This is a genomic window from Exiguobacterium sp. s149 (genome assembly GCF_018618395.1).
Lineage (GTDB): Bacteria > Bacillota > Bacilli > Exiguobacteriales > Exiguobacteriaceae > Exiguobacterium > Exiguobacterium chiriqhucha.
This window is the reverse complement of record NZ_JACSLZ010000013.1, coordinates 1-22,975: the sequence shown is the minus strand read 5'-3', so window position 1 is coordinate 22,975 and position 22,975 is coordinate 1. Positions and strand designations below refer to the sequence as shown.

Here is a 22,975-nt window from a genome sequence, read left to right as displayed (position 1 = left end):
CCTCCCTTTTCGCCTTATTCCTCTTCCGTAACAGTCGGTTGAACGACTTGTTCTAACGCCGATGTTGCGTTCGGGATGTTGTCGTCATCTTCATCTTTCATTTCAACTTCTTCATCGTCCGCAGACATCATCTTGACTTCCATACCGAGCGCTTGGAGCTCTTTAATCAAGACGCGGAACGACTCAGGAACGCCCGCTTTCGGAACGCTCTCACCTTTCACGATGGCCTCGTATGCTTTCACACGACCAACCGTGTCATCCGACTTGATTGTAAGGATCTCTTGGAGCGTGTAGGCTGCGCCGTACGCTTCAAGTGCCCATACTTCCATCTCACCGAAACGCTGTCCACCGAACTGTGCTTTACCACCGAGCGGTTGTTGCGTGACGAGCGAGTATGGTCCTGTCGAACGAGCGTGAAGTTTATCGTCAACCATGTGCGCGAGTTTGATCATATACATGACACCGACCGAGACGCGGTTATCGAACGGTTCACCAGTACGACCGTCGTAGAGACGAGTCTTGGCATCTTTGTCCATTCCAGCTTCTTCAATCGTTGCCCATACGTCTTCCTCACGCGCACCATCGAATACAGGTGTCGCCACTTTGATGCCGAGCTTTTTAGCCGCCATTCCAAGGTGGAGTTCGAGTACCTGACCGATGTTCATCCGTGATGGTACACCTAGTGGGTTAAGCATGATGTCAATCGGTGTGCCGTCCGGCATGTATGGCATGTCTTCTTCAGGGAGAATGCGCGAGATAACACCTTTGTTACCGTGACGTCCCGCCATCTTATCCCCTTCGTGAATCTTACGTTTTTGAACGATGTAGACACGAACCATTTGGTTCACGCCTGGTGAGAGTTCGTCACCGTTTTCACGGTCGAACACTTTGACGTCCAAGATGATGCCGTCGCCGCCGTTTGGTACACGGAGTGACGTATCACGGACTTCACGTGCCTTCTCACCGAAGATCGCGTGCAAGAGACGCTCTTCCGCCGTCAATTCAGTCACACCTTTAGGCGTAACTTTACCGACGAGGATATCGCCATCCTTGACTTCCGCACCGATGCGGATGATCCCACGGTCGTCCAAGTTGCGAAGTGCGTCATCCCCGACGTTTGGAATATCACGTGTGATTTCCTCAGGTCCGAGTTTCGTGTCGCGTGATTCTGACTCGTACTCTTCGATATGAATCGATGTGTACACGTCATCTTTCACGAGGCGTTCACTCATGATGATCGCATCCTCATAGTTGTAACCGTCCCATGTCATGAAGGCGACGACGACGTTACGGCCGAGCGCGAGCTCACCCATATCCATCGACGGACCGTCAGCAAGGATTTCTCCTTTTTCGACACGGTCGCCAGCAGCGATGATCGGCTTCTGGTTGTAGCATGTCCCTTGGTTCGAACGGACATACTTTTGAAGTTTATAGCGGTCAAGGTCACCTGATACCTCAGAACCGTTCACGTCAGACGTGCGGCGGACCAAGATTTCACGCGCTGTGACACGCTCGACGACACCTGGGAATTTCGCGATAATCGCGGCCCCAGAGTCTTTCGCTGACACATACTCCATCCCAGTACCGATAATCGGTGAATCTGGTTGAAGAAGTGGTACAGCTTGACGTTGCATGTTCGCTCCCATGAGGGCACGGTTCGAGTCATCGTTCTCAAGGAACGGGATACATGCCGTTGCGGCAGAAACAACCTGTTTCGGCGAAACGTCCATATAATCGACTCGGTTCGGCTCAACTGACAAGTTTTGTCCGCGGAAACGGCAAAGGACTTGTTCGTTGGCGAATCCGCCTTCTTCTGTGAGCGGCATGTTCGCCTGGGCGACGACGTAGAGATCTTCTTCATCCGCCGTCATATATTGAATCTCGCTCGTGACGAGACCTGTTTCAGGGTCGACTCGACGGTACGGAGCTTCAATGAAGCCGTACTCGTTTACTTTCGCATAAGACGAAAGCGAGTTGATGAGACCGATGTTTGGTCCTTCTGGCGTTTCGATTGGACACATCCGACCGTAGTGCGAATAGTGAACGTCTCGAACTTCGAAACCGGCACGTTCACGTGTCAAACCACCCGGTCCAAGTGCAGAGAGACGACGCTTGTGCGTGAGCTCTGCGAGCGGGTTTGTTTGGTCCATGAACTGTGACAATTGCGAACTACCGAAGAACTCTTTCAGCGACGCGATTACCGGGCGAATGTTGATTAACGCCTGTGGTGTGATCGCGTTTTGATCTTGAATCGACATCCGTTCTTTAACGACACGTTCCATACGAGAAAGCCCGATCCGGAATTGGTTTTGGAGAAGTTCTCCGACTGAACGAAGACGACGGTTTCCTAAGTGGTCGATGTCATCTGTTGTTCCGACTTCATGTAGTAAGTTAAAGAAGTAGTTGATCGATGCGATGATATCAGCCGGCGTGATGTGTTTCACGCTGCGGTCGATATTGCCGTTACCGATAATGTTCAAGATACGCTCTCCATCTGGGTCATCTGGTGAGATTACTTTGATCGATTGAAGACCGAACGGTTCACCTTCAGCGACGCCGCCTGTCGGCTCAGCATCCATATAACCGAGGCCGTTCTCCAAGTGTGGAAGAACGCGGTCAAGGTTACGACGATCGAGCACAGTTCCAGCTTCAGCGATGACTTCGCCTGTTTCTGGGTCAACGAGCGTCTCGGCCAATTTTTGACCGAAGAGACGGTTTTTAAGATGAAGTTTTTTGTTCATCTTGTAGCGACCGACGTTTGCGAGGTCGTAACGTTTTGGGTCGAAGAAACGAGAAACGAGAAGTGACTTCGCGTTCTCAACCGTTGGTGGTTCACCAGGGCGGAGACGCTCGTAAATTTCGATTAACGCTTTTTCTGTTGATTCTGTATTATCTTTTTCAAGGGTGTTACGAAGATACTCGTCATCCCCGAGAAGGTCGATAATCTCTTGGTCCGTACCGAAACCGAGGGCACGCAACAACACCGTTACCGGGATTTTGCGGGTACGGTCAATACGAACGTAAACGATATCTTTGGCGTCTGTCTCAAGTTCGAGCCATGCACCACGGTTCGGAATCACAGTCGCTCCGAAGCCACGCTTACCGTTTTTATCGAGTTTCGCGTTGTAATAAACGCTTGGTGAACGAACGAGCTGGGAAACGATAACGCGTTCTGCACCGTTAATGATAAACGTTCCCGATTCTGTCATGAGCGGGAAATCCCCCATGAACACTTCTTGTTCTTTGAGCTCACCTGTCTCTTTGTTTTGCAAACGTACTTTTACGCGCAATGGCGCAGAGTAAGTTACGTCTCGCTCCTTCGACTCATCGATCGAATACTTCGGCTCACTGAGCGAATAGTCGATGAACTCGAGCACGAGGTTTCCGGTGAAGTCGGAGATTGGCGAAATGTCCGTAAACATCTCTTTCAATCCTTCACGCAAGAACCACTCGTAAGAAGCAGTTTGAATTTCAATCAAATTCGGAAGCTCTAATACCTCACTGATACGGGCAAAGCTTCTTCTCTGACGGTGACGACCGTACTGAACAAGTTGACCAGTCAACTGATTCACCTCTCAGACCCCCAATTCTCTATCGAATTTTTCGGGCGTAATAATCGAACATTGTCATTGAATGTCGCCTCTTTTCCGCGTCTAAAAAGCGGCAAACGCGGCAGTTCAAAGCGAATTCCATTCCAATGGCATTTTATAATGTTAGCATATACGTTATAGCGAGTCAACAAGACTTCACCGTTTGTCAAGAGCGAATTGCCCGGAAAATGAAATAGCCCTTTTCTTTCGCAACCGTCTCGACTTGACCGAACACATCTTCAAGCAACTTCTTGGCAGAAGGCGCTCCTTGTTTCTTTTGAATAACGACGTAGAGCGCTCCACCTACGACAAGGTGTGTATACGCATCGCGCAAAATCATGTGGACCACTTGCTTCCCGGCCCGAATCGGCGGATTGGTCACGATTGCGGCGAACTGTTCATCACCGACTCCGTCATAAGCGTGGCTGAGTCGCGTCTCAATCGTCACCCCATTTTGGGCGGCGTTTTGCTCTGACAAGGCAAGCGCTCGCTCGTTCACGTCGACGAGGAGTGCTTCACGCCCAGAGGCGTCGGCAAGCGAGATCCCCATCGGACCGTAGCCGCAGCCCACATCTAAAATGCGTCCTTCAACATCGGGCACTTCAAATGATTCGATTAAGAGACGTGACCCAAAATCGACCGATCCTTTCGAGAACACGCCGCGGTCCGAGGTGAAGCGATATGTCTTCCCTCGCAACTCAAACGTCCATGTCTCAGGGGCACTTTTCGAACTAGGGTCGTTCGTATAGTAATGATCTCCCATGCATTGAACCTCCTAACCCACTCTTCAAGGAAATAAAAGAAGCTCGCCATAGCGAGCTTCTATAGGTTGTAGAAGTAAAAGTTAGATTACTTAACTTCGACAGTTGCGCCAGCTTCTTCAAGCTTAGCTTTGACTGCGTCTGCATCTTCTTTAGAAACGCCTTCTTTGACTGGAGCTGGAGTTCCGTCAACGAGTGCTTTCGCTTCTTTAAGACCGAGGCCTGTAAGTTCACGTACCGCTTTGATGACGTTGATTTTACCAGCGCCAGCGTTTGTGAGGATTACGTCGAATTCAGTTTGCTCTTCAGCTGCTGCTGCGCCTGCGCCTGCAACTGCTACTGGAGCTGCTGCTGATACGCCGAATTCTTCTTCGATTGTTTTTACGAGTTCGTTAAGTTCGAGAACCGTCATTGATTTGAGGTCTTCGATGAATTGCTCTTTGTTGAAAGCCATTATGGTTTTCCTCCTTTGATGTTGTAAAGATTGGTTTTAGTTACGCTACGAGACAAAAATTAAGCAGTTTGCTCTTCTTTTTGTTCTGCGATTGCGTTTGTTGCGACTGCGAGCCCACGGATTGGAGCTTGAAGGACGCTGAGAAGCATCGAGAGAAGACCATCGCGTGATGGAAGTTCTGCAAGGGCTTTAACTTCTTCAAGTGAAGTCACTTTGCCTTCGATGATTCCGCCTTTCAATTCGAGCGCTTTGTGCTCTTTCGAGAAGTCGTTCAAGATCTTCGCTGGAGCTACAACGTCTTCGTTCGAGAACGCGATTGCTGTAGGGCCAGTGAAGACTTCGTCAAGACCTTCGAAGTTCGACTGAACTGCTGCGCGGCGAAGGAGACCGTTTTTGTATACTTTGAACTCGATTCCAGCGTCACGGAGTGATTTACGGAGTGTAGTCACTTCTTCAACTGTAAGTCCACGGTAGTCAACAACGATTGTCCCAACGCTTGCTTGCATTTTCTCAGCGATTTCATCGACGAGTGCCGATTTCTGAGATACGATTTTTTCGCTTGCCATGTGTTTGCACCTCCTAGTCATTTCTTATACCGGACGAGAGGCTGCTCTTCAAAAAGAAATCCCTCGTATGAAGACATACGAGGGCGTAATTGTTTGAAAGTAAACCTGTGACAACAGGCTCAAGTTCGAGCAAAGACACCTCGGAAGGGTTTATGGACCGATGTCCACCTTCTGTCTACGGTAATCCAACATATTCGGTTGAACGTGTATTACTTTAACAGCGGTATCACACGTTGTCAACAGTTTATTTCAAGTAGATTACTTGATGAAGTCGGCAGTCGCGACACGGATCCCAGGACCCATTGTCGAAGAAAGCGCGATGTTTTTAAGGTAAGTTCCTTTTGCAGTAGCAGGCTTCACTTTCATGAGCGTCTCGATGATTGTCTCGATGTTCTCAGAGAGTTTCGTTGCTTCAAACGATTTCTTACCAACTGGTACGTGGATGTTACCGGCTTTGTCAACGCGGTACTCTACTTTACCAGCTTTGATGTCAGCGATTGCTTTCGTCACATCAAACGTAACTGTGCCTGTTTTCGGGTTAGGCATGAGGCCTTTAGGTCCGAGAACGCGACCAAGTTTACCAACTTCGCCCATCATGTCAGGTGTCGCAACGATTACATCGAAGTCGAACCATCCTTGTTGGATTTTAGTGATGAACTCAGAGTCACCGACATAGTCAGCGCCAGCCGCTTCAGCTTCTTTAACTTTTTCGCCTTTTGCGAAGACGAGAACTTTTTGTGTTTTACCAGTACCGTGTGGAAGTACGACGGCACCGCGGATTTGTTGGTCCGCTTTCTTCGGATCTACGCCGAGACGGACAGCAACTTCGATTGTTTCATCGAATTTAGCAGTAGCTGTTTTTTGAACGAGTTCAACGGCCTCAGCGAGTTCGTATGACTTCATGCGATCAACAAGCTTAGCTGCTTCTTGGTGTTTTTTACCCATGATTCTTTTCCTCCTTGTGGTTAGCGGAATTTCCTCCCACATAATGAAGGGATTGAAGGTGAGCGTAATATTCACCGACAATCCCAGAGACTAATAAATTAGTCTTCGATTACAATACCCATACTACGCGCAGTACCTTCAACCATAAGCATCGCTGTTTCAACAGACGACGCGTTAAGGTCAGGCATTTTAAGTTCAGCGATTTCGCGAACTTTATCACGCTTAACCGTTGCTACCTTCTTACGGTTTGGTTCACCAGAACCGCTCTCGATACCAGCAGCTTTCTTCAAAAGAACTGCAGCTGGTGGAGTTTTCGTAATGAATGTAAACGAACGATCTTCGTATACCGTAATGACTACAGGAATAATCAATCCGGCTTGGTCTTGTGTACGAGCGTTGAACTCTTTACAGAATCCCATGATGTTAACACCTGCTTGACCAAGTGCTGGTCCTACTGGTGGTGCTGGGTTAGCTTTACCAGCTGGGATTTGAAGTTTAACGAGTTTAGTAACTTTTTTCGCCACGAGACACACCTCCTTAAGTCTAAAATGTGGTTTCTTGGACGTTGTGCGCCCTCCCACTCAATCTATTAGGTCGAGTTTGTACCGAAATAAAGCACAACATCAAACATTTCCGATTGTACCATCCGTTCCCGAGAATGGCAAGTGGGTTTAGTTAATTTTCTGAACTTGTTCGAAATCAAGTTCAATTTTTGTTTCACGGCCGAACATGTCAACGACAACTTTGAGCTTCTCTTTCTCGGCTTCGATTTCATCAATCGTTCCTTCGAAGTTCTCAAATGCGCCTTCTTTGACACGGACGAGGTCGCCGAGTTCGTAGTTGTAACGATCTTTCTTCTCGATGAGACCCATCTGTGACAAGACGTTCGTCACTTCGTCCGGTTGAAGCGGAATCGGCTTAGCGCCGCCGCCCGTCGAACCGAGGAAGCCTGTGACGTTCGGTGTGTTCCGAACGACATACCATGAATCATCCGTCATGATCATTTCGACGAAGACGTAACCTGGGAAGCTTTTCACTTCTTTTTCTTTAATCTTCTTCTCGCCACTCTTGAGCGTGACTTCTTCTTGCGTTGTTTCAGTCGGAACGAGGACGCGGAAAATTTTATCTTCCATGTTCATCGAACCGATTCGACGTTCTAGGTTTTCTTTGACGTTGTTTTCAAATCCAGAATACGTCTGGACAACAAACCATTGTTTCTCCACGGCTTTCACCTCTTTCCTTAGTTAATCAATAGGTTGACGAGATAACTGACACCAGTATCTACGCCGAACACGAACAGGCCGATCACGACGACCGTCGCGATGACCGTGATGGTATATTTTGTGAGCTCTTTACGAGTCGGCCAACTCGTTTTCTTTAACTCTTTCCATACATCGCGCAAAAAGTTCATGGTAGCTTCCTCCTACGTTGAATGCCAATCTACGTTACTTTGATTCTCGATGTGTCGTATGTGCATTGCAACGACGACAGAACTTTTTCAGTTCGAGCCGCGTCGTCACGTCGTCTTGCTTCACGGTCGAGTAACCGTTCGCTCCGCAATCCGAACACGCGAGACTTACTTTCTTTGCCATTCATAAGCGCCCCTTTCGACAGCTCTCCCACTAAAAAAGAGCGAAAAAAAAACGCCTCCTGTAAATGGCGTCTACGGACAAGGCGCTGCCTTAAAAGTATCACATAGGAGGCGTGCGGTCAATATCGGTTAGCTCGTCAGCGTTTTGACGTCGACATGCCGCTCAAACTTTTTCTTCACGCGCTGTAACGCGTTATCAATCGACTTCACGTGACGGTCGAGGTCGTCTGAGATTTCTTGATACGAACGGCCGTCCAAATAAAGACGTAACACTTTTCGTTCCAAGTCACTCAGGAGCTCTTCCATCTTTTCTTCCATGAACAGTTGCTCTTCACGCGTGACGAGCAGATCTTGCGGGTCCGTCGGATGCGGCGGCAAAATCACATCAAGTAGCGTCCGGTCCGACTCGTCGTCAAAAATCGGCTTATCGAGCGAGACGTAAGAGTTGAGCGGAATATGTTTTTGACGTGTCGCCGTTTTAATGGCAGTGATCATTTGACGCGTGATGCACATCTCGGCAAAACTTTTGAACGAGGCGAGCCGTTCGTCCCGATAGTCTCGCACGCCTTTATACAGACCAATCATCCCTTCCTGAACGATATCTTCATGGTCGGCACCAATCAAAAAGTAAGACCTTGCCTTCGCCCGTACGAAATATCGGTAACGTTCAATCAAAAACTCAAGAGCGTCGCTATCCCCTTCGTTACGCGCAAGAAAGACGAGCTCTTCGTCAGACATGTTTTCAAACTGCTCGTATGGCCATCCGTTCATGTTTCCTACCCCCCGGCGATTGATGAACTTATGTAAGTTTGTGCTCTCATTATAGGCGCCGTTTAAAACGACCGTCAAATAAAATTCTAAAAATTCCGTCAATTACAATTCGTGTAACTCATACAAGTAATAGTATACAACATTTCTTTTCAAAAAAATGTCAAATTAAAAACAAAGACGAGTTCATTTCATGAACTCGTCCGTGAGTTTCGTCACCGCTTCATTTTCGACGACGAATTTCTTCTAATCGAGCCCGCACGTCTGGCGTGAGGTCGATTGTTTTTCGGTTGGATCGGTCCTGCTCAAGCGCCGACCGTTCTTGGTCGATTAACTGTTGCGCCTGTTTCCAATCTTTGAGCAGTTCGGCCGCGGGTACACGTAGCGCACCTTGACCGAAGATGACCCATTGCTCGGTGAAATCGTTCGTCGCGACGAATAACGTGACGAGACGATCATCGACGAGTTCATGGGCGCGTCGCTCAATCCATTCATCTGCGGTCTCGTTCTCTTTCGTGTAGATGACCGCAATCCGACTCTGTTTCGCTTTCGACTCTCGTCCATAGCGCATATGCGCATCGAAGACGATCGTCACTTCACGACCGGTGACCGCCTGATACTCGGCCATCGCTTCAATCAAGTCGGTACGTGCCTTCTCAAAATCGATGTCGCGCAGCTTGCGAAGGTGTGGCCAAGCGCCAATGATGTTATACCCATCCACGAGGAGCAGTTCCCGTTTCTTGATACTCATGACAACGGGTTACGTGAGCGATGCACTTCATACAATAGAAGTGCGGCCGCGACCGAGGCGTTCAGCGATGTGACATGACCGACCATCGGCATGTGGACGAGGAAGTCACACGACTCGCGCACGAGACGGCTCATCCCTTTGCCCTCACTGCCGATGACAACGACGAGTGGCATGTTCCCATCGAGGCGGCGATAGTCTTGGCTCTCGCTCGCGTCCGTCCCGACGACCCATAACCCTTTTTCTTTCAACTCTTCAAGCGTCCGCGTCAAGTTCGTGACGCGTGCGACCGGGATGTACTCGATTGCGCCCGTTGATGCTTTCGCCACCGTCTGCGTCAATCCGACCGAGCGGCGCTTCGGAATGATGATTCCGTGGGCTCCGACCGCATCCGCCGTCCGAAGAATCGAACCGAGGTTGTGCGGGTCTTCGAGCTCATCGAGCAAGATGAAGAGCGGTGTCTCCCCTTTCGACTCAGCGAGCGCGAACATGTCTTCCACCGACTTATATTCGTAAGCGGCAACCGCGGCGACAACGCCTTGGTGATGTTCACTGCCGGCCATCTTCTCGAGTTTCGTCTTCGGGACGAATGAGATTTGGACTGACGCCTCGTTGGCCATCCCGATGATTTGGGCGAGCGGCCCTTTCTGTTGGCCTTCCATGATGAAGACCTTGTTCATGTCACGTCCGCTCCGGAGCGCTTCCATGACCGGGTTGCGCCCGTATAAGAAGTCGATTCCTTCTTCCATCACATCGACTTCTTGGTAATCCGGTCGTTCTAGTTTCTGACGTTGCGGACGGTCGTTCCGTTCGCCACGTGGGCGTTCATTCCGTTCGCCGCGTGGACGGTCGAATGAGCGTTGCTCCCTTGCTCCGTCATGTCGTTTCGAATGACTCGGTTTCGAGCCATATGAACGCTTGTTCGATGAGTTCTTCAAGACGATCCCTTCTTTCCATTAGGTATGTGTAACCAATCAATGCTTCGAACGCGGTCGAGTAACGATACGTATGAACATCTGTCCGCTTCGGGATTGAACCGGATTTCGCATTCTTCCCACGGCGGACGATGGCCGTTTCGTCCTCGCTTAAAAATCCTGTCTCGAGCCAGTGGGTCACGACCCCGGCCTGTGCGCCCGCATTTACATAGCGGATGGCGCCGCGGTGGAGATCGTTCGGCTTCGTCATTCCTTGTCCGAGTAGTCGTTTGCGTACCGCCATCTCATAGACGGCGTCCCCCATGTAGGCGAGGGCGAGAGCGTTCAGTTGAGGAGCCTGTTGTTTCATGACCGCTTCCACCGCACCCCTTGGGCCGTATCTTCGAGTTGAATGTTCTGCTCTTTCAACAAGTCACGAATCTCATCGGCACGCGCGAAGTTCCGCTCTGCCCGGGCCGTGTTCCGTTCTTGAATCAATTGATCGATTTCCGCGTCAAGCAATTCCACTTCGTTCGCAATCGTTAAACCGAGTACGCCCGTCAACTCTTCGAACAGGGCGATTACGTGTTCCAACGTCGTTTTCGAGACGTGGTCCGCCTTTGCGTAAATGTTGGCTTCACGCGCCAAGTCGAATAAGACCGTCACCGCGTTCGCCGTGTTAATATCGTCATCCATTGCTTCGATGAACGTGGTTTTAATCGTCGCGAGCTTACGTTCCATCGCCTCACTCGGCTCTTCAAGGCCGGCTGTGACCGACAGGCGGTACTCGACGTTTTGGTACGCTTCTTTGATGCGGTCCCATCCGTTCGCCGCTTGTTCAATCAACTCACGACTGTAGTTGATCGGGTGGCGATAATGGACCGATAACATGAAGAAGCGGAGTACCATCGCATCGACTTCTTTCAACGCTTCGTGGACGAGCAGGAAGTTGCCGAGCGATTTGGACATCTTCTCGTTCTCGATATTGATGAATCCGTTATGGAGCCAATAGTTGGCGAACTTCGTATGGTTGCATGCCTCCGACTGGGCAATCTCGTTCTCATGGTGCGGGAATTTGAGATCATGCCCCCCGGCGTGAATATCAATCGTCGCGCCGAGGTGTTTTTTTGCCATCGCCGAGCACTCGATGTGCCAGCCTGGACGACCTTGCCCCCATGGACTTTCCCATGCCGGCTCACCTGGTTTCGCAGCTTTCCATAGGACGAAATCGAGCGGGTCTTCTTTCTTCTCCCCGACGTCGACGCGTGAGCCTGCGCGTAAGTCTTCAATCGACTGCTGGCTCAGTTTGCCGTACGTCTCAAACTTGCGCGTCCGGAAATAGACGTCCCCGCCTGCTTCATACGCAAAGTCTTGTGTCTCGAGTTCGCGGATGAACGTGATAATCTCTTCCATCGTGTCCGTGACACGCGGGTGGACGTCCGCCGGTAACACGTTCAAGGCACCTGTGTCTTCCAAATACGCGTCGATATACCGATTCGTCAACGTCCCGACGTCTTCTCCTAGCTCATTGGCGGTCCGGATGATTTTATCGTCGACATCTGTGAAGTTGAGGACGTATTTGACGTCATAGCCCCGGTATGTCAAGTAACGGCGGACCGTATCAAAGGCAATCGCCGGACGGGCGTTGCCGACGTGGATGTAATTGTAAACGGTCGGTCCACATACATACATCGACACTTTCCCAGGTACGATTGGTACAAACGGCTCTTTTTTATTCGTGAGGCTGTTGTAAAACTGAATCATGTGTATTCTCCTCCATCCGTTTCTCTAATGAAGCAAGTTTGTCTTCTAGCTGAGCGACAGCACGTTCCAGCCGCTCTTGGCACTCGCGGTCCGGGTCGGGGAAGCGGTGATCGAGGTCATGCTGTTTGACCCGCTCGCCGTTCCGGATGACGACCCGGCCTGGAATCCCGACGACGGTCGAGTCGGACGGGACGTCTTTTAAGACGACGGAACTCGCCCCGATTTTGGCGCAATCACCAATCGTAATATTCCCGAGCACTTTCGCACCGGCCGAAATCAACACGTCGTTCCCAATCGTCGGGTGACGTTTTCCTTTTTCTTTTCCCGTTCCGCCGAGCGTCACGCCCTGATAAATGGTGACGTCATTGCCGACAATCGCCGTCTCGCCGATGACAATCCCAAACCCATGGTCGATGAACAGCCGTTCGCCAATGACTGCCCCCGGGTGAATTTCCACCCCCGTTAACCAACGACTCGTCTGCGCAATCAACTTGGCTAACAGCTTCGCATTACGTTTCCATAGGCCATGTGCGAGTCGATGCGCCCAAAGCGCATGCAATCCTGGATACGTTAAGACAACTTCCGCCTTTGAGCGAGCAGCCGGGTCAAGTTCGAGCACATTTTGAATGTCGGCCCGTACACTTTTCCAAAATCCCATAATTGTTCTCCTTTTCCATATCAAAAACAAAGACGCCCCTGTGCCAAGGCACAGAGACGCCGTAAGCGCGGTTCCACTCTGTTTGGGAAAGTTCCCCTCTCATGTCTCGTTAACGCCGAGTCGCGGTCCCGACTACGTATCGCCGGAACGGCTCCGAGGTGCACTTCGACGGGGGACGCTTCTAGAACTTCCAGCCTAGGTTCTAGTCTCTGTTAAGTGTCATACCGCTTACTTTCCTCATCGTTGCCTTTAAGCTAATAATGTTGTGAGACGTGCCAAGACACGCTCTTTGCCAATCAGTGAAATGGCGTTCGGAAGCTCTGGTCCGTGCGTCTGCCCGGTCGTCGCGACCCGGATCGGCATGAACAAGTTCTTTCCTTTTTGGCCAGTCGCCTTTTGTGTCGCTTTCGTCGCTGCTTTGACGGCTTCCGGCGTGAAGTCTTCGATTGCTTCAAGTTGAGTCTTGAAGTCGGCGAGGACAGCCGGTACCGTTTCGCCAGCGAGGACCGCATTGGCCTCTTCGTCGTATTCGACCTCATCCTTAAAGAACAGATCTGTCAACGTCACGATTTCAGCACCGTGTGTCATTTGTTCTTTATAGAGGGCGATCAACGCTGTCGCCCAATCGGCTTGTTCCATCGACAAGGCGTTCGGTAAACGTCCTGCTTCTTGTAAGAATGGTAAACTGAGTGCCACCACTTCGTCAAGCGAAGCCTGTTTCATATAGACGCTGTTGATCCACGCAAGCTTCTGTTGGTCAAAGACAGCCGGGCTCTTCGACAAACGACCCGCATCAAACATCTCGATGAACTCGTCTTTCGTGAAGATTTCCTCTTCTCCGACCGGCGACCAGCCAAGGAGCGAGATGAAGTTAAAGAGTGCCCCCGGAAGGTAGCCAAGATCAGCGTATTGCTCGATGAACTGAATGATCGACTCATCACGCTTCGATAACTTCTTATGGTTCTCATTATAAATCAATGTCATGTGACCAAATGCCGGATAGTCCCAACCGAGCGCGTCATAGACCATCATCTGTTTCGGGGTGTTGGCAATATGGTCGTCCCCACGCAACACGTGACTGATTTTCATCAAGTGATCGTCGACGACGACAGCGAAGTTATACGTCGGGATACCGTCCTGTTTGACGATGACCCAGTCGCCGAAGTCTTTTGATTCGAACGAGACGTCGCCTTTGACGACATCGGTCCACTTATACGTGACCGACTCTGGTACACGAATCCGAATCGACGGTTTACGCCCTTCGGCTTCGAACGCAGCCTGCTCTTCGTCGCTCAAGTTACGGTGGGCACCCGAATACCGTGGTGCCTCGCCGCGCGCGATTTGCGCTTCGCGTTCTGCCTCGAGTTCTTCCGACGTCATATAGCACTTATACGCGAGTCCGTTGTCCATCAACTCGTTCACGTATTTATTGTATAGGTCGAGTCGTTCCATTTGGAAGTAAGGACCGTGGTCGCCGCCGCGGCCTGGACCTTCATCCCAATCGATCCCGAGCCATTCCAAGTACTTCATTTGGCTTTCGACACCGTTCTCCACGTTCCGTTTTTGGTCCGTGTCCTCGATTCGAAGAATCATCTTCCCGCCTGCATGGCGAGCATACAAGTAGTTAAATAGCGCGGTCCGGGCGTTCCCAATATGAAGGTGACCCGTCGGACTCGGCGCATAGCGTACGCGCACTTCACTCATAATATTTCCACCTTTCTTCTCTTCTGCCCAAATAGTATACCACTTTTGTCAAGCACGGTTGAGCAGGATGACCGCCTGGGCGGCAATTCCTTCTTCACGTCCGGTGAAGCCTAGTTTTTCAGTCGTCGTCGCTTTGACGTTCACTTGGCTGATGTCCGCTTCGAGCAAGTCAGCGATCACCGCTCGCATGTCATCGATATACGTCCGCAGTTTCGGACGCTCCGCCATCACGGTCGCATCGACGTTGCCGAGCACGTATCCTTCCGCTTTGACGAGCTGCCAGACGTGTCGCAACAACACTTTCGAGTCGGCGTCTTTAAACTCCGGGTCTGTATCCGGGAAATGCTTGCCGATATCCCCCGCCGCAATCGCTCCGAGCGCTGCGTCGGCAATCGTATGCAATAAGACGTCCGCATCCGAGTGGCCAAGCAGGCCGCGGTCGTGTGGAATCTCGATTCCCCCTAAAATGAGCGGACGCCCTTCGGCGAACGCATGTACATCAAATCCTTGTCCGATTCTCATCGATAGTCCTCCTTCGTTAAAATCGCTTCACCAAATAATAAATCTTCCGGGGTCGTCATTTTAATGTTGTGATAATCCCCCGGGATAATCGTCACCCGTTGCCCGCTCCATTCGAATAGACTGGCATCATCCGTCCCGATAAAACGAGCAGCTTCTGCCCGCTCATGGGCGGCTTGAATGGCGCCTGCCGGAAACGCTTGGGGCGTCTGCGCCAACCATAGTGCCTCACGCGGCACCGTCTGCGTGATGTGTCCGTCCGTCACTTGTTTCACCGTATCTTTGACCGGAACAGCGAGAATCGCCCCTGCCGTCTTGGCCGCTTCGGCGATGGCATGAAGTTGGTCAAGGCGCACAAATGGCCGTGCCCCGTCATGAATTAAGACGACATCTTCGGGATTGACGACTTGCAATCCGGCTCGAACGCTCTGTTGTCGTTCTTCCCCACCCGTTACATATGTAATCGGGATTTGGACGTGACGCAACTGCTGCTCGAACCACGCTTGCTCCTCAGGACGCACCGCGAGCACGATGCGCGCGCACCATGCATCTCTCGCGAACGCTGCCACGGTCCAGACGATAATCGGTTTTCCTTGCAGCGTCAGCATCAACTTATTCTCATCGGCTCCCATCCGCTTTCCTTTTCCTGCGGCCGGAATGACAACCGTATAGCGTACCATTCCATTCACCCCTTTTCGCGAAAAAAGAGAGCGCCGATGCGTCTCTTTTTCCACTTATTTATTCAGGACGAGCAAAAATCATGCGGCCAGCCGACGTCTGAAGCACGCTCGTGACGACAACGGGTAACGTCTTCGAGATCAGCTTGCGCCCACCTTCAACGACGACCATCGTGCCATCTTCGAGATAGGCGACACCTTGATTTTGTTCTTTTCCTTCTTTAATGACCGTCACGACCATCTCTTCTCCTGGAATGACGATTTGTTTGACCGAGTTGGCCAAATCGTTAATGTTCAATACTGGGACGTTCCGAACTTCACACACTTTGTTCAAGTTGTAGTCGTTCGTGACGACGATGCCTTTTTTCAATTCGGCCAATTTGATCAATTTGATATCCACTTCGGCGACGTCTTCAAAGTCCCCATCATAAATCTCCACTTCGATCCGATCGTTGTCTTGTAACTCTTTTAAAATATCTAGACCGCGACGGCCCCGGTTACGCTTCAGCGTATCCGACGAGTCCGCAATATATTGAAGCTCACCGATGACGAACTGCGGCACGATGAGTGTCCCTTCGATGAAACCGGTCTTCGAGATATCAGCGATTCGACCATCAATGATGACGCTCGTATCCAAAATTTTATCGTTAGAGCGGCGCAATGGTTCCGCGGCCGGCTTCTCACGTTCACTTTTGACGAACAGTTTAATCCATTCATTCCGCTTCCGGTAACCGACGGCAAAGCCGAAGTAACCGAACAGAGCGGTCACAAAAATCGGTACAATCTTGCTGAGCAAGAAGATATTCGTCACTTCTAACGAGACGCTGATCAAAAAGGCGATCAACAAACCAATAATCAATCCGATCGAGCCAAATAAAATATCGCCGACCGGCAAACGGACAAGCCGTTCTTCGATAAAACGGATAAATTTAACGACCCCATCGGTCAAGAACAAACTAAGAATGAAGAAGATAAGTCCACCAATCAAACTAGCAACGTAAGGAATCGTCAACCAAGCCGGTACACTCACACCAAGGTCGCCTAATAGCAACATCGCTTCGATAATTCCAAACCAACCGACGACGAGTCCGATCAATATAAATCCGATTCGTACAGCAATCTTCACTCATTCCACCTCCTTCATTATGAATTAAAATTTCAAGAAATTAACACCTTCATTGTAACACGGTTCTTTTGAAAGCGTTCGTTACAAAGCGTTAAAAACTGCCGGAAGCGCCCCATCAGAATGGGATAGCGAGTTGGAGCGCTTCATCGACAGTACTGACACCGACGACATCGATACCAGGCGGGGCCGTCCAGCCCCCGAGGTTGTTTTTCGGAATGATGGCCCGGGTGAAACCAAGCTTGGCCGCTTCAGCGACACGTTGCTCAATCCGTGACACACGCCGTACCTCACCGGTCAAACCGACTTCACCGATACATACATCCGTCGGACGGGTCGGACGGTCCCGGAAGCTTGACGCGATCGAAATACAGATGGCCAAGTCGATGGCCGGTTCGTCCAATTTAACGCCGCCGGCCGCCTTCAAATAAGCGTCTTGCGTTTGGAGCAAGAGACCCGAACGCTTCTCGAGCACGGCCATGAGAAGTGCGACCCGGTTCTGGTCAATCCCGGTCGCCATCCGGCGCGGGTTCCCGAACGAGGTCGGCGAGATGAGTGCCTGTAACTCGACGAGCACGGTCCGCGTCCCTTCCATCGATGCGACGACGGTGGAGCCCGAGACGCCAGCAGTTCGTTCTTCCAGGAAGATTTCAGACGGATTGAGCACTTCTTCGAGCCCGCCTTCTTTCATTTCAAAGATGCCAATCTCGTTCGTCGATCCAAATCGGTTTTTGACGGCCCGTAAAATTCGGAACGTATGGTGACGCTCCCCTTCAAAGTAAAGGACCGCATCCACCATATGCTCGAGCAGACGAGGGCCGGCAATCGAACCTTGTTTCGTCACGTGACCGACGATAAAGACGGCCACTCCTCGCGTTTTAGCGATTTTCATGAGCGCCGCCGTACATTCTCGGACTTGAGCGACACTACCTGGCGCTGATTGAATTTCATCCATATAAACGGTTTGAATCGAGTCGATGATGACGAACCCCGGTTCTTCTTCATCGATGACCCGTTCAATCATCAACATGTCCGTCTCTGCGAGGACATATAAGTCTTCAGTCGGCAGACCGAGCCGTTCGGCTCGGAGTTTCGTCTGTTTGAGCGATTCTTCCCCGGAAATATAGAGCACTTTCCGTCCACTATGAGCCAAATGGGCACTCACTTGAAGCAGAATCGTCGACTTCCCGATTCCCGGGTCCCCACCGACGAGGACGAGCGAGCCCGGGACAATCCCGCCCCCAAGCACACGGTCAAACTCTTGACTATTCGTATGGACGCGCGTCTCTTCTTGCGACACGACGTCCGACAGACGTTCTGGCTTCAACTGCCTCGAGGAGCTATGGACGAATGCGGCTCCCCGCTTCGCCTTTTTCTCTTCGACAAATTCTTCGACGAGCGTATTCCACTCGTTACAACCTGGGCAACGTCCCATCCATTTTGCGGATTCGTATCCACATGACTGACATACGTACTTCGTTTTAATTTTTGCCATGATGTTCCTTTCCGTCTAAAAAAGCTCCCTCACACGAGAGAGGGAGCCTTGTAGTTACTGAACGACACCTTCATTACGGACGACGAATTCGCCATCTTGTACATCGAGCGCCACTTTGCTGCCTTTTGTGATGCTGCCACTGAGCATCGCTTCTGAGAGTCGGTCCTCAACCTCACGCTGGAGCGCACGGCGGAGTGGACGAGCCCCGTATTCCGGATCGTACCCGACTTCGGCGATTTTCTCGAGCGCCGATTCCGTCAAGCTGAAATCAATCCCTTGTTCTCCGAGACGTTTTGTAAGTGTCTCGGCCATAAGTTTGACGATTTCTTGGATGTGTTCTTTTTGGAGCGAGTGGAAGACGGTAATCTCGTCAATCCGGTTCAAGAACTCGGGACGGAACGCCTTCTTCAACTCTTCCATAACTTTATCCTTCATTTCCGTATATTCACGCTTCACATCATCTTCAACGGTGAACCCGACATATTTGTTCCGTTTGAGCGCTGCTGCACCGACGTTTGACGTCATGATGATGACCGTATTCCGGAAGTCGACCGTACGCCCTTTCGAGTCAGTCAAGCGACCGTCATCGAGCACTTGGAGCAAGATGTTGAACACTTCAGGGTGAGCCTTTTCAATCTCATCAAGCAAGATGACCGAATATGGCTTGCGGCGAACCTTCTCTGTCAATTGACCGCCTTCTTCATAACCAACGTAACCTGGAGGCGATCCAACGAGACGACTCGTCGCGTGTTTCTCCATGTACTCCGACATGTCGATTCGGATGATGGCGTCTTCGTCACCGAACAACGCTTCAGCCACAGCCCGAGCCAACTCGGTTTTCCCGACACCAGTTGGTCCGAGGAAGACGAACGAACCAATCGGACGTTTCGGATCTTTCAATCCGGCACGAGCCCGGCGAATCGCCCGCGAAATCGATTTGACAGCCTCATCTTGACCGATGACTCGGCCGTGGAGAATCGATTCGAGTTTGAGGAGACGATCTGTCTCTTCTTCGGCAATCTTCGTCACCGGTACACCTGTCCAGTTAGCGACGACTTGCGCGATATCTTCTTTCGTTACTTCGAGTTTTTCGTTCCCTTGCTTATTCTGCCATTCCGATTTGAGCTGTTCGAGTTCATCTCGAAGTTTCTGCTCGGTATCGCGTAGTGAGGCAGCCTTCTCGAACTCTTGACTCTGTACAGCTGAATCTTTTTCTTTACGAATCGATTCAAGACGAGCCTCAAGCTCTTTCAAGTTCGGCGGTGCTGTAAACGAGCGAAGTCTTACTTTCGAAGCAGCCTCATCGACGAGGTCAATCGCTTTATCTGGAAGGAAACGGTCCGAGATGTAGCGGTCCGAGAGAACGACGGCCTCATGAATCGCTTCATCTGTGATTGTGACGCGATGGTGCGCCTCGTAACGGTCACGTAACCCGAAGAGAATTTGTTCTGCCTCATCCGTCGTCGGTTCATTGACTTGAATTGGTTGGAAGCGACGTTCGAGCGCGGCATCCTTCTCGATATATTTCCGATACTCATCGAGTGTCGTCGCACCGATACATTGAAGTTCGCCACGTGCTAGCGACGGTTTCAAAATATTCGATGCATCGATAGCACCTTCTGCACCCCCAGCACCAATTAACGTATGCAACTCGTCAATGAAGAGAATGACGTTCCCAGCTTGGCGAATCTCATCCATCACTTTTTTCAAACGATCTTCAAATTCACCGCGGTACTTCGTTCCAGCGACGAGTGTACCCATATCGAGCACCATGACGCGCTTATTCCGAAGTGTTTCCGGCACTTCATTGTTGATGATCTGTTGGGCGAGCCCTTCGACGACTGCCGTCTTCCCGACCCCTGGTTCCCCGATGAGGACCGGGTTGTTTTTCGTCCGGCGTGATAACACTTCGATGACACGTTGGATTTCGCCTGAGCGACCGATGACCGGATCAAGACGGGATTCTCGCGCTTGCTGTGTCAAGTCACGAGCTAAGCCGTCAAGCGTCGGTGTAGCAGCACTTGTACCTGGTTGTGATGCATTAGCTGACGACTCAGTGTTTCCTAAGAGCTGGAGCACTTGCTGACGCGCCTTCGTCAAGCTGATCCCAAGGTTGTTCAAGACTCGGGCTGCCACCCCTTCTCCTTCACGAATGACGCCGAGGAGAATGTGTTCAGTCCCGACATAAGAGTGACCAAGTTTCCGTGCTTCATCCATCGATAGCTCAATCACTTTTTTCGCACGTGGCGTATAGTGAATCGTCGATCCGTTTTCTGAACCTCGTCCGATGAGTGCCTCCACTTCTTGCTGAATCTTTTCTGACGTAAGTCCGAGAGCGAACAGTGCCTTAGCGGCAATCCCTTCTCCCTCGCGAACAAGTCCGAGTAAAATGTGCTCCGTACCGATATTATGATGGCCAAGCCGTACTGCTTCCTCTTGTGCTAAAGCTAATACGCGCTGAGCTCGTTCTGTAAATCGACCAAACATCATTGACAAAACCTCCTTAAAGTTGGATCAAACTAACCCATGATCTAACGTTCGACGAACGAGCGTCGCACGTTCGCGATCTCGTTCTTTCGTAGATAATGTTTTCCCGAAATGCTTTTGTAGGAAACCTGATTGAAGCTTTACAATCAATTCGTGAAACTGAGGTGGACTCCAATCCGATAAAATACCCAGGTCACTCGCCAAGTGAAGATCGGATAGGCGTTCGACAGCTTCTGTTGATGATAGCAGTTTTGCATAACGTAAAATCCCATACGAGCGATAAAACTGATCTTCTAACTCGTCCTGATTGCGAGCCAATAACTCTTCGCGGGCTTGTCGCTCTGCCTGAATGACTTGTTCCGTAATCTCCATGAAGTCGGTTAACAGTTGGGTTTCATGGCTCCCTAACGTGCGTTGGTTCGATAATTGGAACAGTCGCCCCGCCGCATCACTGCCTTCCCCGTAACGTCCCCGAATCGTATATCCGAGCTTCCGAAGTTCTTTTAGAATAGGAGTTATCCGTCCGGTCAACGTCAATCCTGGCAGATGAAGCATCACCGAGGCTCGTAAACCCGTCCCGATATTACTCGGACATGTTGTCAAATAACCTAGCTGTTCATCAAATGCGTAAGGAAGGGATTCCCCACAGAGAGCATCGACACGTCTTGCCAGTTCGAAAGCCTCTTCTACTTGATAACCTGGGAGTAGCGTTTGAATTCGTAAATGGTCTTCTTCATTGATGAGTACGCTGATCGTCTCATCATCACTTAAAAAGACGGCACTTTGTTCTTTCGCGGCAATCGTAGGACTAATCAAATGCTTTTCAACGAGCGCTTGTCGGGTCACCTGATCATAAGCACCCATATGCAAATACTCAAAACCTTGCAATCCTCCAAGTGACGCTTCAATCCGTTCACAAAGTTGTTGCTGTCCTTCCTCCGATAATACAGGAGAAAAGACGGTGTCTTTTAAATTGCGCGCTAGACGAATGCGAGTCGAGATGACCAAATCATCCAACTTGGCTCGCTCTCTCATTTTAGGACCAAGTGGATGTTTAAGATAAGACTCCATCACGCCTCACCTCGCCCTTTCAATTGATTGATCTCTTTTTTCAGCCTGGCTGCGCGTTCATAATCTTCTTGTTCGACGGCTCGTTCCAACTCCCCTGCTAACTTTGCAAGTCGCTCTTCAATTCGCTCGTCGGGAGTCCGTAACGCATCTGGCATCGAACCTACATGTTCATCATGGCCCTGTTGATACTGACGTGTGATTTTAATCAATTCTTCACGAAAGACGGTATAACAAGTGGTACAGCCCGCTTTTCGAAGATGAGCTAATTCGGTTTGTGTCAATTGACAGCCCGGGCACCGTTTCACGGCTGGCACGTAACCTGCTATCAGTTCGACTGTACATTGGCGACATAGTCGTCTCGTCACCGGTATCCCGTTCTCGACTACTTGGATCTCATTGATGGCAGGTCGCCGTTTACATCGTTCGCATAACATCTCTTTATGCCTCCGTCGGTCAATGGTAACTAAGTAACTTCATTAATGCGAGTAACTGTTGTCTTCGAATCAAGTGACGATCGTCAGCGTGTAACCCAAGCGCTTCATCAGACAATAAATGATACAACAAGCGCACTTCCCGCTCACTCAACATCCCTTCTTCAAATAAGCGAATCAAGATGTTCTCGACAAGCTGTTCGGAAAGACGAGGATGGTCTTGTAAAATATCCATCAAGCTGACCAACACGTCTTGCTTTTCATGTAAAATCACGCGGCGAATGCGAATATATCCCCCGCCTCCACGCTTACTTTCGACAAGATAGCCCTTCTCGACCGTAAAGCGAGTATTAATGACGTAGTTGATTTGAGACGGAACACATTCGAAACGCTTGGCAATATCTTGCCGTTTAATCTCGATTGCTTCGGCCTGGCTCTCCTTCAGCACTTGTTTTAAATACTGTTCGATTACATCCGATATGTTTCTCATCTCCACCACCCTCTGACCATCTTTGACTTTTGACTATATTCTATCATTGATTCAAAAAAAGGCAAACGAAAAGCGATGTCGCAACTGCGACACCGCTTTAAACAGAAAAAAGACGATCAAGCGGATGCTTGATCGTCTTTCGCGTTGGCCTGGCAACGTCCTATCCTCACAGGGGGAGACCCCCAACTACTTTCGGCGCTGAAGCGCTTAACTTCCGTG

Annotated in this window: 24 protein-coding genes and 2 other annotated features; all 24 genes read right to left on the bottom strand. The window is 50.5% G+C overall.

Annotation, left to right across the window (positions count from 1 at the left end; all coding sequences use genetic code 11):
* Positions 1-14: 14 nt before the first annotated feature.
* The 24 genes from rpoB to KNP81_RS13610 all read right to left on the bottom strand — a co-directional run bounded on the left by rpoB (position 15) and on the right by KNP81_RS13610 (position 22,756).
* The gene (gene rpoB, locus KNP81_RS13725) at positions 15-3,563 is read right to left on the bottom strand and encodes a DNA-directed RNA polymerase subunit beta (protein ID WP_058765118.1); all 3,549 of its coding nucleotides are present in this window, start codon (positions 3,561-3,563) and stop codon (positions 15-17) included.
* Between the two features lie 193 nt (positions 3,564-3,756).
* Positions 3,757-4,353: a class I SAM-dependent methyltransferase gene (locus KNP81_RS13720; protein WP_214720360.1), complete on the bottom strand. Its 597-nt coding sequence runs from the start codon at positions 4,351-4,353 to the stop codon at positions 3,757-3,759.
* An 86-nt stretch (positions 4,354-4,439) separates the two neighbouring features.
* A complete protein-coding gene (rplL, locus tag KNP81_RS13715; RefSeq protein ID WP_024372175.1) occupies positions 4,440-4,805 on the bottom strand; it encodes a 50S ribosomal protein L7/L12 in 366 nt (121 codons plus the stop codon).
* Between the two features lie 59 nt (positions 4,806-4,864).
* A complete protein-coding gene (gene rplJ / locus KNP81_RS13710; RefSeq protein WP_034781718.1) occupies positions 4,865-5,371 on the bottom strand; it encodes a 50S ribosomal protein L10 in 507 nt (168 codons plus the stop codon).
* 45 nt (positions 5,372-5,416) lie between these two features.
* Positions 5,417-5,570: a sequence feature (ribosomal protein L10 leader region), on the bottom strand.
* A 59-nt stretch (positions 5,571-5,629) separates the two neighbouring features.
* On the bottom strand, positions 5,630-6,316 hold the full coding sequence (gene rplA, locus KNP81_RS13705) for a 50S ribosomal protein L1 (RefSeq protein ID WP_214720359.1): 687 nt from the start codon (positions 6,314-6,316) through the stop codon (positions 5,630-5,632).
* 98 nt (positions 6,317-6,414) lie between these two features.
* Entirely contained in the window at positions 6,415-6,840 is a 426-nt protein-coding gene (rplK, locus tag KNP81_RS13700; RefSeq protein WP_021066593.1) for a 50S ribosomal protein L11, read from the bottom strand.
* Between the two features lie 147 nt (positions 6,841-6,987).
* On the bottom strand, positions 6,988-7,539 hold the full coding sequence (nusG, locus tag KNP81_RS13695; protein ID WP_128124035.1) for a transcription termination/antitermination protein NusG: 552 nt from the start codon (positions 7,537-7,539) through the stop codon (positions 6,988-6,990).
* A 17-nt stretch (positions 7,540-7,556) separates the two neighbouring features.
* Positions 7,557-7,727 carry a preprotein translocase subunit SecE gene (secE, locus tag KNP81_RS13690; RefSeq protein WP_012727692.1) on the bottom strand — a complete coding sequence of 57 codons (171 nt, stop codon included), beginning with the start codon at positions 7,725-7,727 and terminating at the stop codon, positions 7,557-7,559.
* 34 nt (positions 7,728-7,761) lie between these two features.
* A complete protein-coding gene (gene rpmG, locus KNP81_RS13685) occupies positions 7,762-7,908 on the bottom strand; it encodes a 50S ribosomal protein L33 (RefSeq protein ID WP_214720358.1) in 147 nt (48 codons plus the stop codon).
* Between the two features lie 128 nt (positions 7,909-8,036).
* Positions 8,037-8,678, bottom strand: coding sequence for an RNA polymerase sporulation sigma factor SigH (sigH, locus tag KNP81_RS13680; RefSeq protein WP_021066589.1), 642 nt, complete (start codon positions 8,676-8,678; stop codon positions 8,037-8,039).
* Between the two features lie 220 nt (positions 8,679-8,898).
* Positions 8,899-9,426, bottom strand: a complete 528-nt coding sequence (locus KNP81_RS13675; RefSeq protein ID WP_214720357.1) for an NYN domain-containing protein — start codon at positions 9,424-9,426, stop codon at positions 8,899-8,901.
* A complete protein-coding gene (gene rlmB / locus KNP81_RS13670) occupies positions 9,423-10,172 on the bottom strand; it encodes a 23S rRNA (guanosine(2251)-2'-O)-methyltransferase RlmB (protein ID WP_029594424.1) in 750 nt (249 codons plus the stop codon). Before rlmB ends, KNP81_RS13675 begins: the two co-directional genes overlap by 4 nt.
* A 127-nt stretch (positions 10,173-10,299) precedes the next feature.
* A complete protein-coding gene (locus KNP81_RS13665; protein WP_214720356.1) occupies positions 10,300-10,707 on the bottom strand; it encodes a Mini-ribonuclease 3 in 408 nt (135 codons plus the stop codon).
* Positions 10,704-12,101, bottom strand: coding sequence for a cysteine--tRNA ligase (cysS, locus tag KNP81_RS13660; protein WP_214720355.1), 1,398 nt, complete (start codon positions 12,099-12,101; stop codon positions 10,704-10,706). The genes KNP81_RS13665 and cysS overlap by 4 nt, the downstream gene beginning before the upstream one ends.
* Positions 12,070-12,759, bottom strand: coding sequence for a serine O-acetyltransferase (cysE, locus tag KNP81_RS13655; RefSeq protein ID WP_214720354.1), 690 nt, complete (start codon positions 12,757-12,759; stop codon positions 12,070-12,072). The genes cysS and cysE overlap by 32 nt, the downstream gene beginning before the upstream one ends.
* Before the next feature lie 49 nt (positions 12,760-12,808).
* Positions 12,809-13,012: a binding site (T-box leader), on the bottom strand.
* Entirely contained in the window at positions 13,009-14,466 is a 1,458-nt protein-coding gene (gltX, locus tag KNP81_RS13650; RefSeq protein ID WP_214720367.1) for a glutamate--tRNA ligase, read from the bottom strand. Its footprint overlaps the feature before it by 4 nt.
* A gap of 45 nt (positions 14,467-14,511) precedes the next feature.
* Positions 14,512-14,985, bottom strand: a complete 474-nt coding sequence (gene ispF, locus KNP81_RS13645; RefSeq protein WP_214720353.1) for a 2-C-methyl-D-erythritol 2,4-cyclodiphosphate synthase — start codon at positions 14,983-14,985, stop codon at positions 14,512-14,514.
* The gene (ispD, locus tag KNP81_RS13640) at positions 14,982-15,662 is read right to left on the bottom strand and encodes a 2-C-methyl-D-erythritol 4-phosphate cytidylyltransferase (protein ID WP_214720352.1); all 681 of its coding nucleotides are present in this window, start codon (positions 15,660-15,662) and stop codon (positions 14,982-14,984) included. Before ispD ends, ispF begins: the two co-directional genes overlap by 4 nt.
* A 58-nt stretch (positions 15,663-15,720) precedes the next feature.
* Positions 15,721-16,785, bottom strand: coding sequence for a PIN/TRAM domain-containing protein (locus KNP81_RS13635; protein ID WP_021066580.1), 1,065 nt, complete (start codon positions 16,783-16,785; stop codon positions 15,721-15,723).
* Positions 16,786-16,900: 115 nt separating this feature from the next.
* A complete protein-coding gene (radA, locus tag KNP81_RS13630) occupies positions 16,901-18,277 on the bottom strand; it encodes a DNA repair protein RadA (protein ID WP_021066579.1) in 1,377 nt (458 codons plus the stop codon).
* Positions 18,278-18,331: 54 nt separating this feature from the next.
* A complete protein-coding gene (gene clpC, locus KNP81_RS13625) occupies positions 18,332-20,767 on the bottom strand; it encodes an ATP-dependent protease ATP-binding subunit ClpC (RefSeq protein WP_029594418.1) in 2,436 nt (811 codons plus the stop codon).
* Between the two features lie 24 nt (positions 20,768-20,791).
* Positions 20,792-21,835 (bottom strand): protein arginine kinase, encoded by a 1,044-nt coding sequence (locus KNP81_RS13620; protein WP_021066577.1) that lies wholly within the window; start codon positions 21,833-21,835, stop codon positions 20,792-20,794.
* On the bottom strand, positions 21,835-22,269 hold the full coding sequence (locus KNP81_RS13615; RefSeq protein ID WP_214720351.1) for a UvrB/UvrC motif-containing protein: 435 nt from the start codon (positions 22,267-22,269) through the stop codon (positions 21,835-21,837). The genes KNP81_RS13620 and KNP81_RS13615 overlap by 1 nt, the downstream gene beginning before the upstream one ends.
* Positions 22,270-22,288: 19 nt before the next feature.
* On the bottom strand, positions 22,289-22,756 hold the full coding sequence (locus KNP81_RS13610; RefSeq protein WP_021066575.1) for a CtsR family transcriptional regulator: 468 nt from the start codon (positions 22,754-22,756) through the stop codon (positions 22,289-22,291).
* Positions 22,757-22,975 lie beyond the last annotated feature (219 nt).

Coding starts and splice junctions, on each gene's coding strand:
- clpC (WP_029594418.1), bottom strand. CDS start 20,767: ATGATGTTTGGTCGATTTACAGAACGAGCTCAGCGCGTATTAGCTTTA.
- ispF (WP_214720353.1), bottom strand. CDS start 14,985: ATGAGAATCGGACAAGGATTTGATGTACATGCGTTCGCCGAAGGGCGT.
- cysE (WP_214720354.1), bottom strand. CDS start 12,759: ATGGGATTTTGGAAAAGTGTACGGGCCGACATTCAAAATGTGCTCGAA.
- rpmG (WP_214720358.1), bottom strand. CDS start 7,908: ATGGCAAAGAAAGTAAGTCTCGCGTGTTCGGATTGCGGAGCGAACGGT.
- ispD (WP_214720352.1), bottom strand. CDS start 15,662: ATGGTACGCTATACGGTTGTCATTCCGGCCGCAGGAAAAGGAAAGCGG.
- rplJ (WP_034781718.1), bottom strand. CDS start 5,371: ATGGCAAGCGAAAAAATCGTATCTCAGAAATCGGCACTCGTCGATGAA.
- KNP81_RS13720 (WP_214720360.1), bottom strand. CDS start 4,353: ATGGGAGATCATTACTATACGAACGACCCTAGTTCGAAAAGTGCCCCT.
- rplA (WP_214720359.1), bottom strand. CDS start 6,316: ATGGGTAAAAAACACCAAGAAGCAGCTAAGCTTGTTGATCGCATGAAG.
- radA (WP_021066579.1), bottom strand. CDS start 18,277: ATGGCAAAAATTAAAACGAAGTACGTATGTCAGTCATGTGGATACGAA.
- sigH (WP_021066589.1), bottom strand. CDS start 8,678: ATGAACGGATGGCCATACGAGCAGTTTGAAAACATGTCTGACGAAGAG.
- KNP81_RS13665 (WP_214720356.1), bottom strand. CDS start 10,707: ATGAAACAACAGGCTCCTCAACTGAACGCTCTCGCCCTCGCCTACATG.
- cysS (WP_214720355.1), bottom strand. CDS start 12,101: ATGATTCAGTTTTACAACAGCCTCACGAATAAAAAAGAGCCGTTTGTA.
- KNP81_RS13620 (WP_021066577.1), bottom strand. CDS start 21,835: ATGGAGTCTTATCTTAAACATCCACTTGGTCCTAAAATGAGAGAGCGA.
- rplL (WP_024372175.1), bottom strand. CDS start 4,805: ATGGCTTTCAACAAAGAGCAATTCATCGAAGACCTCAAATCAATGACG.
- KNP81_RS13610 (WP_021066575.1), bottom strand. CDS start 22,756: ATGAGAAACATATCGGATGTAATCGAACAGTATTTAAAACAAGTGCTG.
- secE (WP_012727692.1), bottom strand. CDS start 7,727: ATGAACTTTTTGCGCGATGTATGGAAAGAGTTAAAGAAAACGAGTTGG.
- KNP81_RS13615 (WP_214720351.1), bottom strand. CDS start 22,269: ATGTTATGCGAACGATGTAAACGGCGACCTGCCATCAATGAGATCCAA.
- rlmB (WP_029594424.1), bottom strand. CDS start 10,172: ATGGAAGAAGGAATCGACTTCTTATACGGGCGCAACCCGGTCATGGAA.
- KNP81_RS13675 (WP_214720357.1), bottom strand. CDS start 9,426: ATGAGTATCAAGAAACGGGAACTGCTCCTCGTGGATGGGTATAACATC.